The organism is Modestobacter sp. SYSU DS0875, from assembly GCF_054050915.1.
On sequence record NZ_JBJHAH010000026.1, the window covers coordinates 20,456 to 32,453 of the forward strand.

The 11,998-nt window shown below is 74.9% G+C and carries 13 protein-coding genes; 8 read left to right on the plus strand and 5 right to left on the minus strand.

Going from position 1 to position 11,998, the window contains the following annotated elements:
* Nucleotides 1-35: 35 nt before the first annotated feature.
* Nucleotides 36-908 (minus strand): DUF559 domain-containing protein, encoded by an 873-nt coding sequence (locus ACI79Y_RS15050; protein WP_457159257.1) that lies wholly within the window; start codon nucleotides 906-908, stop codon nucleotides 36-38.
* 109 nt (nucleotides 909-1,017) lie between these two features.
* A complete protein-coding gene (locus ACI79Y_RS15055) occupies nucleotides 1,018-1,548 on the minus strand; it encodes a MarR family winged helix-turn-helix transcriptional regulator (RefSeq protein WP_457159258.1) in 531 nt (176 codons plus the stop codon).
* 89 nt (nucleotides 1,549-1,637) lie between these two features.
* On the opposite strand from ACI79Y_RS15055, the gene ACI79Y_RS15060 reads away from it, so the two are divergent.
* The 7 genes from ACI79Y_RS15060 to ACI79Y_RS15090 all read left to right on the plus strand — a co-directional run bounded on the left by ACI79Y_RS15060 (nucleotide 1,638) and on the right by ACI79Y_RS15090 (nucleotide 8,423).
* Nucleotides 1,638-2,195: a YceI family protein gene (locus tag ACI79Y_RS15060; RefSeq protein ID WP_457159259.1), complete on the plus strand. Its 558-nt coding sequence runs from the start codon at nucleotides 1,638-1,640 to the stop codon at nucleotides 2,193-2,195.
* Between the two features lie 282 nt (nucleotides 2,196-2,477).
* Nucleotides 2,478-2,951 (plus strand): MauE/DoxX family redox-associated membrane protein, encoded by a 474-nt coding sequence (locus ACI79Y_RS15065; protein WP_457159260.1) that lies wholly within the window; start codon nucleotides 2,478-2,480, stop codon nucleotides 2,949-2,951.
* Nucleotides 2,941-3,708: a DsbA family protein gene (locus ACI79Y_RS15070; RefSeq protein WP_457159261.1), complete on the plus strand. Its 768-nt coding sequence runs from the start codon at nucleotides 2,941-2,943 to the stop codon at nucleotides 3,706-3,708. The genes ACI79Y_RS15065 and ACI79Y_RS15070 overlap by 11 nt, the downstream gene beginning before the upstream one ends.
* A 40-nt stretch (nucleotides 3,709-3,748) precedes the next feature.
* Nucleotides 3,749-5,089, plus strand: a complete 1,341-nt coding sequence (locus ACI79Y_RS15075) for a DUF4232 domain-containing protein (RefSeq protein WP_457159262.1) — start codon at nucleotides 3,749-3,751, stop codon at nucleotides 5,087-5,089.
* A gap of 26 nt (nucleotides 5,090-5,115) precedes the next feature.
* Nucleotides 5,116-5,460 carry a hypothetical protein gene (locus ACI79Y_RS15080; protein WP_457159263.1) on the plus strand — a complete coding sequence of 115 codons (345 nt, stop codon included), beginning with the start codon at nucleotides 5,116-5,118 and terminating at the stop codon, nucleotides 5,458-5,460.
* 151 nt (nucleotides 5,461-5,611) lie between these two features.
* Nucleotides 5,612-7,501: a translational GTPase TypA gene (gene typA, locus ACI79Y_RS15085; RefSeq protein ID WP_457159264.1), complete on the plus strand. Its 1,890-nt coding sequence runs from the start codon at nucleotides 5,612-5,614 to the stop codon at nucleotides 7,499-7,501.
* A 439-nt stretch (nucleotides 7,502-7,940) separates the two neighbouring features.
* On the plus strand, nucleotides 7,941-8,423 hold the full coding sequence (locus tag ACI79Y_RS15090) for a DUF5994 family protein (protein ID WP_457159265.1): 483 nt from the start codon (nucleotides 7,941-7,943) through the stop codon (nucleotides 8,421-8,423).
* Between the two features lie 78 nt (nucleotides 8,424-8,501).
* On the opposite strand, the gene ACI79Y_RS15095 is transcribed toward ACI79Y_RS15090, so the two are convergent.
* Nucleotides 8,502-9,083, minus strand: coding sequence for a hypothetical protein (locus tag ACI79Y_RS15095; protein WP_457159266.1), 582 nt, complete (start codon nucleotides 9,081-9,083; stop codon nucleotides 8,502-8,504).
* A gap of 97 nt (nucleotides 9,084-9,180) precedes the next feature.
* On the opposite strand from ACI79Y_RS15095, the gene ACI79Y_RS15100 reads away from it, so the two are divergent.
* Nucleotides 9,181-10,158, plus strand: a complete 978-nt coding sequence (locus tag ACI79Y_RS15100; protein ID WP_457159267.1) for an NAD-dependent epimerase/dehydratase family protein — start codon at nucleotides 9,181-9,183, stop codon at nucleotides 10,156-10,158.
* A gap of 58 nt (nucleotides 10,159-10,216) precedes the next feature.
* Here the strand turns inward: ACI79Y_RS15100 and ACI79Y_RS15105 are convergent, their stop codons facing one another.
* Nucleotides 10,217-10,867 carry a class I SAM-dependent methyltransferase gene (locus ACI79Y_RS15105; protein ID WP_457159268.1) on the minus strand — a complete coding sequence of 217 codons (651 nt, stop codon included), beginning with the start codon at nucleotides 10,865-10,867 and terminating at the stop codon, nucleotides 10,217-10,219.
* A 10-nt stretch (nucleotides 10,868-10,877) separates the two neighbouring features.
* On the minus strand, nucleotides 10,878-11,882 hold the full coding sequence (locus tag ACI79Y_RS15110; protein WP_457159269.1) for an NAD(P)/FAD-dependent oxidoreductase: 1,005 nt from the start codon (nucleotides 11,880-11,882) through the stop codon (nucleotides 10,878-10,880).
* Between the last annotated feature and the right edge of the window lie 116 nt (nucleotides 11,883-11,998).

Sequence of the window (11,998 nt, forward strand, 5' to 3'; positions counted from 1 at the left end):
GTGGGCGTCCCCGGCCTGGGAAGCCCACTGAGCTGTCACTCGGTGAGTGCGGCGGCGATCCTCGCCAGCAGCTCGGCGGGGGAGTGAAGGTCGGCGGCGGTCACGAAGAGCACCCGCCAGCCGGCGGCCTGGAGTGCCTCGATGCGCCGCCGGTCCGCGGCGATGCGGGTGGTGTGCCACGCGCCCTCGTACTCCAGGGCCACGCGGTGCTCGGGCCAGGCGAAGTCGACGCGCGCCAGGAACGCCCCGTCGCGCCGGACCACGTACTGGGCCACCGGGGGCGGCAGCGGGGACCGCTGGAGCAGCAGGCGCAGCCGGGTCTCCTGGGGTGAGGCGGCCAGCCCGTCGGCGAGGGCGCACGCCGTCCGGGCCCGGCGGCAGCCGCGGCCGGTCAGCTCGGCGGCCGTGAGCTGCAGCGTGGTCAGCGTGGTGGTCCGCGCCGCCACGAACCGGTCCAGCAGGACGACGCCGTCGTCCAGGGGGAGTCGTCCGGCGAGCTCCAGCGCCGTCGTCTCGGGGGCGGTCGCGCGGACTCCCTCGACGGGGCGCACCTGCTCTCGGCAGAGCACGCGCCGGTGCACCGTCACCCCCGGGGCGGCGCCGCGGGGTGCCCCCGGTGCGACGGTCACCTCCACGTCGTCCTCGGCGCCGGCGAGGTCGGTCAGCCCCCAGAGCACCGCGGCACTCATCCCGGAGACGACGCCGTGGGGGAGCAGCAGGCGGCCCACCGCCCGCGCGCGCACCAGGTGGGTGATCTCGAGGGCGGCGTCGGCGTAGACGTCCGGGAAGAGTCGCACCCAGGCGCCGCTGCGCAGGTCGTCCCGGCTCAGCAGGCCGTCGCGGACGGCGGTCTTGCCGCGGAAGACGCGGCCACGGAGCCGTTCGGGACGGCGGGTCGGGCGGGGCACCGCTGCACCCTGCCGCACCGGGACAGGTCGGGCGGGCGCCGTCCACAGCCGTTGAGTGACAGCTCAGCGGGCTTCCCGCGTCGGGAGAACCCGCTGAGCTGTCACTCGGTCACTGGTCGTGCAGGTGGCGCAGCAGCGTCTCGCCGATGTCCTGCATCGCGGCGATCTGTGCTGGGCTGAGCTGGTCGAACAGGTGGCTGCGCACGCCCTCGACGTGCACCGGCGCGGCGGCCTCGAGGGCGGCGAAGCCCTCGTCGGTGAGGACGGCGAGCTGGCCGCGACCGTCCTCGGCGCAGACCTGCCGGCGCACCCAGCCACGCTCCTCCAGTCGGGAGACCGCGTGCGAGAGCCGGCTGCGGGAGGACAGGCAGCGCTGGGCCAGCTCGCTCATCCGCAGCTGCCGGCTCTCGGTCTCCGACAGCTGCACCAGGATCTCGTAGTAGGCGTGCGAGATGCCGGTCTCCCGGGTGAGCTCGCGGTCCAGCAGGTCATCGAGGATCATCCAGCTGTACATGTAGGCCCGCCAGGCGCGCTGCTCGTCCGCGTCGAGCCAGCGCGTCGCGGCCCGGGGCCGGTCGGGGACGCCGGTCGGGGCGCTCTCCGCGGCCGGCGGGCGCTCGGGGGACACGTCGGTGCTCACCCCCTCAGGGTACTGGCGGAATACTCAAGCTCTCAACTACGCTGGCGCCCGACGAGACAGTCAAGCGCTCAACCAGTTGGAGGGTCACCATGGCCAGCACCACCCAGATCCCCGGTTACGTCGTCGGCACGTGGGACATCGACGCGTCCCACTCGACCGTCGGCTTCGCCGTCCGCCACATGATGGTCAGCAAGGTCCGCGGCTACTTCCGCGAGTTCTCCGGCGTGATCGTGACCGCCGAGGACCCGTCGCAGTCGTCGGTCACGGCCACCATCGACATGGACTCGATCGACACCCGGCAGGAGCAGCGCGACGCCCACATCAAGTCGGCCGACTTCTTCGACGTCGGCAACCACACCGTGATGGAGTTCCGCTCCACCGGCGTGCGCAACAAGGGCGAGGACTGGGTCGTCGAGGGCGACCTCACCATCAAGGGCATCACCAAGCCGGTGACCCTGGCCCTGGAGCTCAACGGCTTCGGCCCCGACGCCTACGGCGGCACCCGCGCCGGCTTCTCCGGCAAGACCTCCATCTCCCGCAAGGAGTTCGGCGTCGACATCGACATGCCGATGGACGGCGGCGGCGTCGTCGTCGGCGACAAGATCGACGTCGAGCTGGAGATCGAGGGCGTGCTCCGCACCGCCTGACGGAGGTCGAAGGGCCTTCCTCCTCCCCACCACTCGCGAACTCGCGGCGGGCCCCTGGAGGAAGGCCTTTCCCCCGCCACTCGCAAGCTCGGCGCGGGACCCTGCAGAGGGGCCGGCCGCCGGGCGCGTGGCGCTCGACGGTCACGTCACGTTCGAAGGTCCCGGGCGGTGCCCGGGACCTTCGGCATCTGTCGGCCCCTTCGGGTGAACCCGCAGCTCATCGCCAGGAACTCCCCGGGCCTGCGGGACGACAGTGGGGGAGTGGACGGACGAGGAGGCGCGGTGGCGCCCTGGCTGGCGACGGCGGCGCGGCTGCTGCTCGGCGGCGTCCTGGTGGTCGCCGGCGCGCTGAAGCTGCCCGACCCGGCCGCCGCCGAGCGGGCCGTGCGCGCCTACCGGCTGCTGCCCGAGGCGCTGGTGAGCCCGGTCGCCTTCGGCCTGCCGGTGATGGAGATCGCCGCCGGCCTGGCCCTGCTGGCCGGCGTGTTCGTGCGCACTGCGGCGATCGCCGCGGCGGTGCTGATGGCCGTCTTCATCGCCGCGATCGCCGCCGCATGGGCCCGCGGCCTGCAGATCGACTGCGGCTGCTTCGGCGGCGGCGGTGAGGTCGCGGCCGGCCAGACCGCCTACCCCGGCGAGATCGCGCGGGACACCGGCCTGCTGCTGGTCGCGCTCGCGCTGGCGTGGTGGCCGCGGTCGCGGCTCGCCCTCGGCGCGCCACCCCTCGACAGGACGGAGGCCACCGGTGTCCGGTGAGGAGAAGCGGAACGCCGCCCGGCAGCGGATCGCGCAGAAGCGGGCCGCCGAGGCCGCGGCCCGGGCGGCCGCCGAGCGGCGCCGGCGCACGGTGATCGGCGGCGTGGCCGCCGCCGTCGTGCTCGTGGTCGCCCTCGTCGTCGTCTTCGTCGTCCAGTCCTCCCGGACCTCCACCGACACCGACGCCGCCGCGCCCACCGGCACCACCGGGGACGGGTACACCGTTGCAGTCGGCGCGGCCGACGCCCCGGTGACCCTGGACCTCTACGAGGACTTCCAGTGCCCGGCGTGCGCCCAGCTGGAGGCCAGCAGCGGCGACACCGTCCAGCGGCTGGTCGACGACGGCACGGTGCGCCTGCGCTACCACGGGATGGCCTTCCTCGACCGCGCCTCGACCACCGAGTACTCCAGCCGGGCGCTCAACGCGGCCGCCGTCGTGCTGGACGCGGGCGGCACGGACGCCTACCGGGCGTTCCACGAGCTGCTCTTCGCCCACCAGCCCGAGGAGGGCGGTCCGGGCCTGACCGACGACCAGCTCGTCGAGTACGCGGCGCAGGCCGGCGCCACCGGGGACGCCGTCGAGTCCGCCATCCGCGAACGGCGCTACGCCGACTGGGTGGCCGCGGCCACCGACCGGGCCAGCCAGGACGGCGTCAACGCCACGCCGACCGTCCTCGTCGACGGCGAGCAGTTGGACACCAGCGACCTGACCCCCGACGAGATCACCGCCGCCGTGCAGGCCGCCGCCCAGGGCTGACCTCCCCGGCTGCCGGGTCCGGGTGGGGGAAGCTGCGGCGGTGACCCGCGCTCGCAACGCCGTCCTCGCCGTCGGTGCGTTCGGTGGGCTGCTGGCCGCCGCCGGCGCGCTGCGCGCCGGCCGGTACACGCCGCTGTGGCTGGAGTCCGGCCCGCCCTGCGAGCTGGCGGGGGAGTGCACGGCTGCCGAGGTGGAGGCGGCGTTGCAGCGCCTGTGGTGGCCGGTCGGTGGCGGTCTGGTGGTGCTGGTCGTCGCCGCTGTGCTGCTCGCGTGGGTCCTGCCGCCCCGGCGTGCGCAGCAGACCGCGCGGCGCTTCCCCGCGCCGGTGCACGCCCTGACCGCCGGGGCGGTCGCCTTCGGGGCGGCCCTGCTGGCGGGGTTCCCGCTGCTGTTCGCGGCGTTCTGGGGCCCGCACGGCCTCGCCGTCACCCTCGCGGCGGCCTGGCTGGCGCAGTCGGTCGTGGTGCTGTGGGTGGGGCAGTTCGGGGACCCGGTCGCCTCCACCCCGGGGCGGGCGTGGCTCGCCGCGCTCACGGTGAGCGCGGCGGGCGTCGGGGCCGTGGTGCTCACCTGGGCGACGCTCGAGGAGCCGCGGCTGGAGGTGCTCCCGGTGGTCGACGCCGTGGTGGTCGCGGTCGCCGTGCTGGGCCAGCGGTCGCTGCAGTGGCTCGGGCAGCGCCCGGTGTGGCCGTCGGTGGCCGGGGGCGTCGCCGTGCTCGCCGCCGGGGTGCTGCTGCTGGTCGGGGTCCTGACCCCCGGACCGGCGGAGGGCCCGGTGGCGTACCCGGCCCCGCCGGTCGAGCCGTACCCGGCACCGACGCCGACCCCCGTGCCCACGCGGACACCGGAGCCGACACCGGAGCCGACACCGGAGCCGACACCGGAGCCGACACCGGAGCCGACACCGGAGCCGACACCGGAGCCGACGCCGGAGCCGGTGGTGGCCGACGTGCCGTGCGCGCAGCAGGACCTGTCCTTCCACGTCGGCGGGTTCGACGCCGCCATGGGCGCCCGCGCGGCTGCGCTGGTGGCCACCAACACCGGGTCCTCGCCCTGCTGGCTCGAGGGCGTCCCGGTCGTCGTCCTGCTGCAGGGCGGGGAGCCGCTCGCCCTGCAGGTCGGACCCGGGCAGACCCCGGAGGGCAGCCCCGCCGAGGTGCAGCGGGTCGGGGTCGCCCCGGGCGGGACGGCGTTCGCGCTGCTCACCTGGCGCAGCTACGGCGGCTGGGCCGACCAGGAGACGCCGCAGGCGGTGACCGTCGCGCTGGACGCGTCCACCACGCTGGTCGAGGCGCGGATGAGCGGGAACGGCGGATCGGCGCCGTTCGACATCGCCGACGGCGGCGCGTGGGGCATCGCACCGTGGGCGCCGGAGCGCTGACCCGGCGACGGGGGAGACTGGTGGGCATGTCGAGCTCAACCCTCGCCCGTGTGCAGACCCGTGTCCCGTCCGCCGTCCTCGCCGCGGTGGGACTGGCCGCCGGCTTCGGGGTCGCGCAGGGCACCGGGGTGCGGGCGCTGGGCGGGATCGTCTTCGCCGCGGGTGGGCTGGGCGCCGCCTGGCTCTGGTACCGCCGCCGCGGGCTCGCCGTCGCTGCGGGCCTGGCCGTCGCGTACGTGGCGGCCTTCGTGCTGGCCCACGTGCTCGCCCTCGGCGTCGGCTGGCCGGCGTGGCTGGCGGTCGGGCTGGTGACCGCGGTGGTCGCCGCGCTGTCCTGGGTGGTCGCCGACCGGGCGCCCTCGGCCAGCTGAGCTGCCCGTCCGAGTGCGGGACCGGTCACAGCCGGTCTGGCGGGCGGCTGGAGTCACCTACCATGGGAAGGTCTCGGCCGCACACGCGGTTGGGACCTGATGTGCGCGGCTGCGCGCAGACTCCCCGCGACCCCCTGAGGTGCCTCTCCGCATGCCCACCCGCAACGACCTGCGCAACGTGGCGATCGTCGCCCACGTCGACCACGGCAAGACGACCCTCGTCGACGCCCTGCTCCGGCAGGCGGGTGCCCTGGGCCGCGCCAAGGGCGAGGGAACGGACAACGACTCGACCCAGGACCGGGTCATGGACTCGATGGACCTGGAGCGCGAGCGCGGGATCACCATCCTCGCCAAGAACACCGCCATCCGGCTGGCCGACTCCGACGGCAACCCCGTCGTCGTCAACATCGTCGACACCCCCGGCCACGCCGACTTCGGCGGTGAGGTCGAGCGCGGCCTGTCCATGGTCGACGGCGTCGTCCTGCTCGTCGACGCCTCCGAGGGCCCGCTGCCGCAGACCCGCTTCGTGCTCCGCAAGGCGCTGGGCAAGGGGATGCCGGTCATCCTCGCGGTGAACAAGACCGACCGTTCCGACGCGCGCATCGAAGAGGTCGTCGACGAGTGCTACGAGCTGTTCCTCGAGCTGCTCGAGGACGCCGGGATGGACGCCGACGCGCTCGAGTTCCCGATCGTCTACTGCAACGGCCGCACCGGCCAGGCGTCGCTGAACCGTCCGGAGAACGGCACCGTGCCGGACAGTCCGGACCTCGCGCCCCTGGTCACGACGCTGCTGGACACCATCCCGGCGCCGGAGTACGACGCCGAGGAGCCGCTGCGCGCGCAGGTCACCAACCTCGACGCCTCCCCGTTCCTGGGCCGGCTGGCGCTGCTGCGCATCCACTCCGGTGAGATGAAGCGGGGCCAGCAGGTGGCCTGGTGCAAGGTCGACGGCACCATCCAGCGCGTCAAGATCACCGAGCTGCTGGTCACCGAGGGCCTGACCCGCACCCCGGCCGACAGTGCGGGCCCCGGCGACCTGGTCGCCATCGCCGGCATCGAGGACATCATGATCGGCGACACCCTCGCCGACCCGAACGACCCGCGCCCGCTGCCGCCGCTCACCGTCGACGAGCCGTCGATCTCGATCACCATCGGGATCAACACCTCGCCGCTGTCGGGCAAGTCGGGCAAGAAGCTGACCGCCCGGCTGATCAAGAACCGGCTCGACCAGGAGCTGGTCGGCAACGTCTCGGTGCGCATGCTGCCCACCGAGCGCCCCGACACCTGGGAGATGCAGGGCCGCGGCGAGCTGGCGCTGGCCATCCTCGTCGAGCAGCTGCGCCGCGAGGAGTTCGAGCTCACCGTCGGCCGCCCGCAGGTGGTCACCAAGGAGATCGACGGCAAGCTGCACGAGCCGGTCGAGCGGGTCACCATCGACACCCCCGGTGAGTACGTCGGCACGCTCACCCAGGCGCTGGCCGTCCGTCGTGGGCGCCTGGAGAACCTGGTGCACCACGACACCGGCTGGGCGCGGATGGAGTACGTCGTCCCCTCGCGCGGCCTGATCGGGTTCCGCACCGAGTTCCTCACCGAGACCCGCGGCACCGGCGTGCTGAACCACAACCTCGAGGGCTACGAGCCGTGGCTGGGCGACATGCGCGCCCGCCCGACCGGCTCGCTGGTCGCCGACCGCAGCGGTGTGGCGACGACCTACTCGATGTTCTCCCTGCAGGAGCGCGGCCAGATGATGGTCGAGCCCGGCACCGAGGTGTACGAGGGCATGATCGTCGGTGAGAACTCCCGTCCGGACGACATGGACGTGAACATCACCAAGGAGAAGAAGCTCACCAACATGCGCAAGTCCACCTCCGAGGAGCTGGAGCGGCTGATCCCGCCGAAGCTGCTGAACCTGGAGCAGGCGCTGGAGTTCTGCGCCGAGGACGAGTGCGTGGAGGTCACCCCGGGCGCCGTGCGGGTGCGCAAGGTCGAGCTCGATCAGACGATCCGCGGCCGGTCCAGGAACCGGAAGCCCAAGCCCTGAGGAAGGGCCCCGCTGACCCCCTCCGCTCGCGAGCTCGCGGGGGTCTCTGCAGCGGGGCCTGACCACGACGGACGCCGCCGTCCCCGACCGGGGACGGCGGCGTCCGTCGTTCCCGGCCCCGCCCGCTCCAGCCGGCCGGCCTCCCATCCTGCCGTCCTCCCGCTGTTGATCATCGGCAGGTGGTCGCACCGGGCGGCGTGTCGGGGCGCCACACGCCGATGATCAAGGACAGGACGCCTGGGGCCACTGTGGTCACAGTTGCCATCCATGAACGCAGCGTGATGACCGGCCGGGGCGCCCGGACACGTTGCGCAACGATGCCCGTACCGCGCCGGGGTGTCGCGCGCGTCGGCCTACTTTCCGCTCGGGAGACGTGCGTCCGGCAGGGGAAGGCCGGACGGCGTCTGGGGGAACTGTGCGGAAGGTGGTCGGAGAACCGATGACGGTGCAGCGGGCAGTGGGCTTCCGGAACGGGATCGACGTGCGGGTGCGCCTGCGGCGGGAGGGAGCCCGGGCGGACGTCGCGGTCGACGGCGCGTGGTGGCCGCGCAGCCGCGACCTCGCGGCCGAGCTCCCCGAGCTGGTGGCGGCCCTGGCCGGGCTGGGCGTGCGGGTCGAGCGGTTCACCTACCCGTCCACGGTGTGGCAGCCGGTCGACCGCCGGATCGCGGTGGCCGGCCGGATCGTGCGCACCGGCGCCTTCACCAGCATGGACCCGCAGCTGGTCTCGCTCACCGTCGAGGACGACCGGCGGCTGGACCTGCTGGTCGTCCCGCCGGAGGCCGACGCGCTCACCGGCGTGCGGGCGCTGCGCCTGGCCGGGCTGAAGGAGAGCACCGGCAACGCCCAGCGGGTGCTGGCCGCCGCCGGCTCCCGGCCGGGCCCGGAGGTCGTCCCGCTCACCAGCGTCCGCGCCGGCTGACCCTGAGCCCGTGAGCCTGAGCCGGTTCGGCGTGGGTTGAGCCGCGTCAGCACACGGCTCAACCCACGCCCAGGCGGCTCAACCCGGCCCGGGCTCGCGTGTCGCCGTCAGTGGTCCGGTGACCCACCGGAGCACCTGAGGCCGGTCGATGAGCCGGACGACGACCAGGTCCGGGCGGTCGGTCTGCAGGGTGCGCACCTTCTCGGGGGAACGGTGGTGCGTCCGCCAGGCAACGCGCACGACGTGTTCCGGGTCGGTCAGCACCGTGTGCAGCGGTGGCTCGACGTTCCCATTCCACAGCCGGCTCCGGCGCATCCGGCGGCGCAACGTCCGCCCGGCGACTTGCCGCATCACCAGTGCACGGGGGAGGTCCAGCCAGACGAGCAAGTCGGCTCGGTCGGCCAGGAGCGGGCGCACCGGCCGGTACTGCCACTCGGTGACCCAGGCCGGCTCCGCGGCGAACCGCCGGACGTCGTCCTCGAAGCAGGTGCGAGGCACCCAGTCCGGGCCGTGGAAGAGTGCGTCCATCTCCACCTGCGGCAGGTCCAGGACCGAGCTGATCCGGGCCGCCAACGTGGTCTTGCCCGCTCCGGACGTGCCCGCCACCAGCACCCGGGACGGACGCCGGGGGAGCGGATCGTCCGGGCCCAGCAGTGGCACGGCCACGACGGTAGCTGCCTGCCGTGAGGCGAGGACGACGGTGAGCTGAGAGCGAACCGGCTCGACGGCGGCCTCGCGGGTGCGGTGAGGTCGGCGCATGCGACTCCTGGTGCTCGGCGGCACCCACTTCCTCGGCCGGCACGTCGTCACCGCCGCGCTCGCCCGCGGGCACGAGGTGGCCACCTTCACCCGCGGTGTCTCCGGCGCGCCACCGGACGGCGTGCTGGCGCTGCACGGTGACCGGGACGATCCCGACGCGTTGCCGGCAGCGCTGGACGGCTGGACACCCGAGCTCGTCGTCGACACCTCGTGCCAGACCCGGGCCGCTGCCGACCACGCCGCTGCCGCGCTGGCCGGCGTCGCCGGCTGTGCCTTCGTCAGCAGCCTCAACGCCTACCGGAACTGGCCTCCCGGGCCCGTGCGGGACGAGGACGAGCCGACCTGGCAGACGGCCGACGACGACTACGGGCCGGTCAAGGCGCACGCCGAGCGGGTGCTGGGCGCGGCGCTGGGCCGGCGGTTCCTGGCCGCTCGCGCCGGCCTGATCGTGGGCCCGCACGACCCGCTGTACCGGCTGGGCTGGTGGTTGGACCGGATCGCGGCCGGTGGACGGGTCGTCGTCCCCGAGCACCTGGACCAGCCGATCGCGCTGGTCGACGCCCGTGACCTGGCCGGGTGGCTGGTGGAGATGGCCGAGCGGCCCCCCGGCGGGGCCGTCAACGCCACCGGTCCGGTGGGGATGACCACATTCGGTGGCCTGCTGGAGACGTGCCGTGAGGTCACCGGCGGTGACGTCGAGTGGGTACCGGTGGCCGAGGCCGAGCTGACGGCGGCCGGCGTGCAGCCGTGGCAGCACCTCCCGCTGTGGCTGCCGGCCGACGTCGCAGTGACCGCCTGGGACGTCGACACGACCCGGGCCCGCGCGCTCGGCCTGCCGTCCCGCCCCGTCCGCGACTCGGTCGCCGACACCTGGGCGTGGATGCAGGTCGCCCCGCGCCCCGAGCCGCCGGCCGGGCGATCGTTGCCGGGGCTGCCCCCCGCCCTGGAGCAGGCGCTCCTCAGCGCGGTGGCGTGACCTGCGCCTGCAGGGGTGGGGCCGCGTGCGCCCGCGGCCCCACCCCGCTCCGGACGGCTCACCTCCGCCGGCGGGCCCGGACGATCTCGTCGGCGTGGTGGTGACCGTCGTCGCCGGCCGGCCGCGGTCGCGCCTCGGTGACCAGCACCTCCCAGGCGCGCGGGTCCAGGACGGCGGCGGCCTCGGTGGCGGCGGCAAACCGGTCGGCCCCCCAGCGGGCAGCGGCCTCCTGCTGGTGGGCGTGGCCGACCCACAGCAGGGTCCCGCCGGCGGCGACCGCGGCCATCAGCCGCGGCAGCAGGACCTCCCGCTGCTCCGCCGTCGGGTGCAGGAAGTGAGCGGTGACCAGGTCGAAGGCCGCGACCGGCGGCTGCCAGTCCTCGAACGACCCCTGCACCCACTCCACCCGGTCGCTCACCCCGGCGGCCGCCGCGTGCTCGGCGGCGCGGGCGAGGGCCACCGCCGACCAGTCCAGGCCGGTCACCCGCCAGCCGCGGCCGGCGAGCCAGAGGACGTCGCCGCCCTCGCCGCAGCCGACGTCCAGCGCCCTCCCGGGGAGCAGGCCGGCGGCCTCGGCCACCAGCGTCGGGTTGACCCGGCCGCTCCACAGCGCCGGGGCCTCGCGGTACCGCTCCTCCCAGGAGGCGTGGTCGTGACCGGTGGCGCCGGGGACGTGCTCGTGCTCGTGCTGCTGGGTGTGCTCGTGCACCGTCTGCTCCTCAGATCCGCTGGGCCCGGGGGCCCGGGACCAGTTCCTGCTCGCCGGCGGACGCGGACGCCCGCCGGGCTGCCACCGCCAGCCGGACGTCCTCGAACAGCAGGTCGGCGTTGATCGCCGCGCCGGCCTGCAGCCCGGCCGCGGCCGCGGTGATCACCTGCGCCATCAGGTCGGTGACGTTGCCGGCCACCCACACCCCGGGGACGTCGGTGGCGCCCATCCGCCCGGAGGGGACGGCGCTGCCCACGGGGTGGCCCATCGCCTCCACCGGCTGCACCGGCAGGCCCAGGGACTCCAGCACGCCGGACCGCGCGGTGAAGGTGGGGGAGATGGCCAGCGCATCGCGCGGGACCAGTCGGCCCGACGCGAGCCGGACGCCGGTCGGCCGGTCGCCGTCGGACTCCACCGCCGCCACCTCCCCGACCACCACCTCGACGCCGCGGGCGGCCAGCTGCTCCGACTCCTCGTCGGTGGGCTCCGGGCCGGTGTGCAGGAACAGGGTCACGTCGGCGCTCCACTGCCGCCACAGCAACGCCTTGAGCGCGCCACCCGGCCCGCTGGACAGGACGCCGATCGCCTGGTCGCGCACCTCCCAGCCGTGGCAGTACGGGCAGTGGAGCACGCGGTGGCCCCACTGCTCGCGCAGTCCGGGCACCTCCGGCAGCTCGTCGACCAGTCCGGTGGTCACCAGCAGCCGCCGGGCGGCCACGGTCCGCCCGTCGGCGAGTGCGACGGTGAACCCGTCGTCGTCCCGGGCGGCCGAGGCGACCTCGCCGGACACCACCTCGCCGCCGTGGCCGGCGACCTCGGCACGGCCGGCGGCGAGCAGGTCGCCGGGCGCGGTGCCGTCCCGGCCCAGGTAGTTGTGCATCTCGGCCGCCGGGGCGTTGCGCGGCTCCCCGCCGTCCACCACCAGCACCGACCGGCGGGCCCGGCCCAGCGCCAGTGCCCCGCTCAGCCCGGCGGCACCGCCGCCGACCACCACCACGTCGTACCGCTCGCCCATGGTCGCGCTCCTCGTCCCCGGGCGGCCGGGGTTCGGCCGCCGTCGGGGTCGAGGATGCGAGCGCCGCAGCCGGGAAGACAAACAACCTTGCCGGTCTGGCAAACCGGGCCCGGGGA

Bases quoted from the DNA above. Each gene is read 5' to 3' on its own strand.
- typA (WP_457159264.1), top strand. From the start codon at position 5,612: ATGCCCACCCGCAACGACCTGCGCAACGTGGCGATCGTCGCCCACGTC.
- ACI79Y_RS15080 (WP_457159263.1), top strand. From the start codon at position 5,116: ATGTCGAGCTCAACCCTCGCCCGTGTGCAGACCCGTGTCCCGTCCGCC.
- ACI79Y_RS15090 (WP_457159265.1), top strand. From the start codon at position 7,941: ATGACGGTGCAGCGGGCAGTGGGCTTCCGGAACGGGATCGACGTGCGG.
- ACI79Y_RS15060 (WP_457159259.1), top strand. From the start codon at position 1,638: ATGGCCAGCACCACCCAGATCCCCGGTTACGTCGTCGGCACGTGGGAC.
- ACI79Y_RS15110 (WP_457159269.1), bottom strand. From the start codon at position 11,882: ATGGGCGAGCGGTACGACGTGGTGGTGGTCGGCGGCGGTGCCGCCGGG.
- ACI79Y_RS15100 (WP_457159267.1), top strand. From the start codon at position 9,181: ATGCGACTCCTGGTGCTCGGCGGCACCCACTTCCTCGGCCGGCACGTC.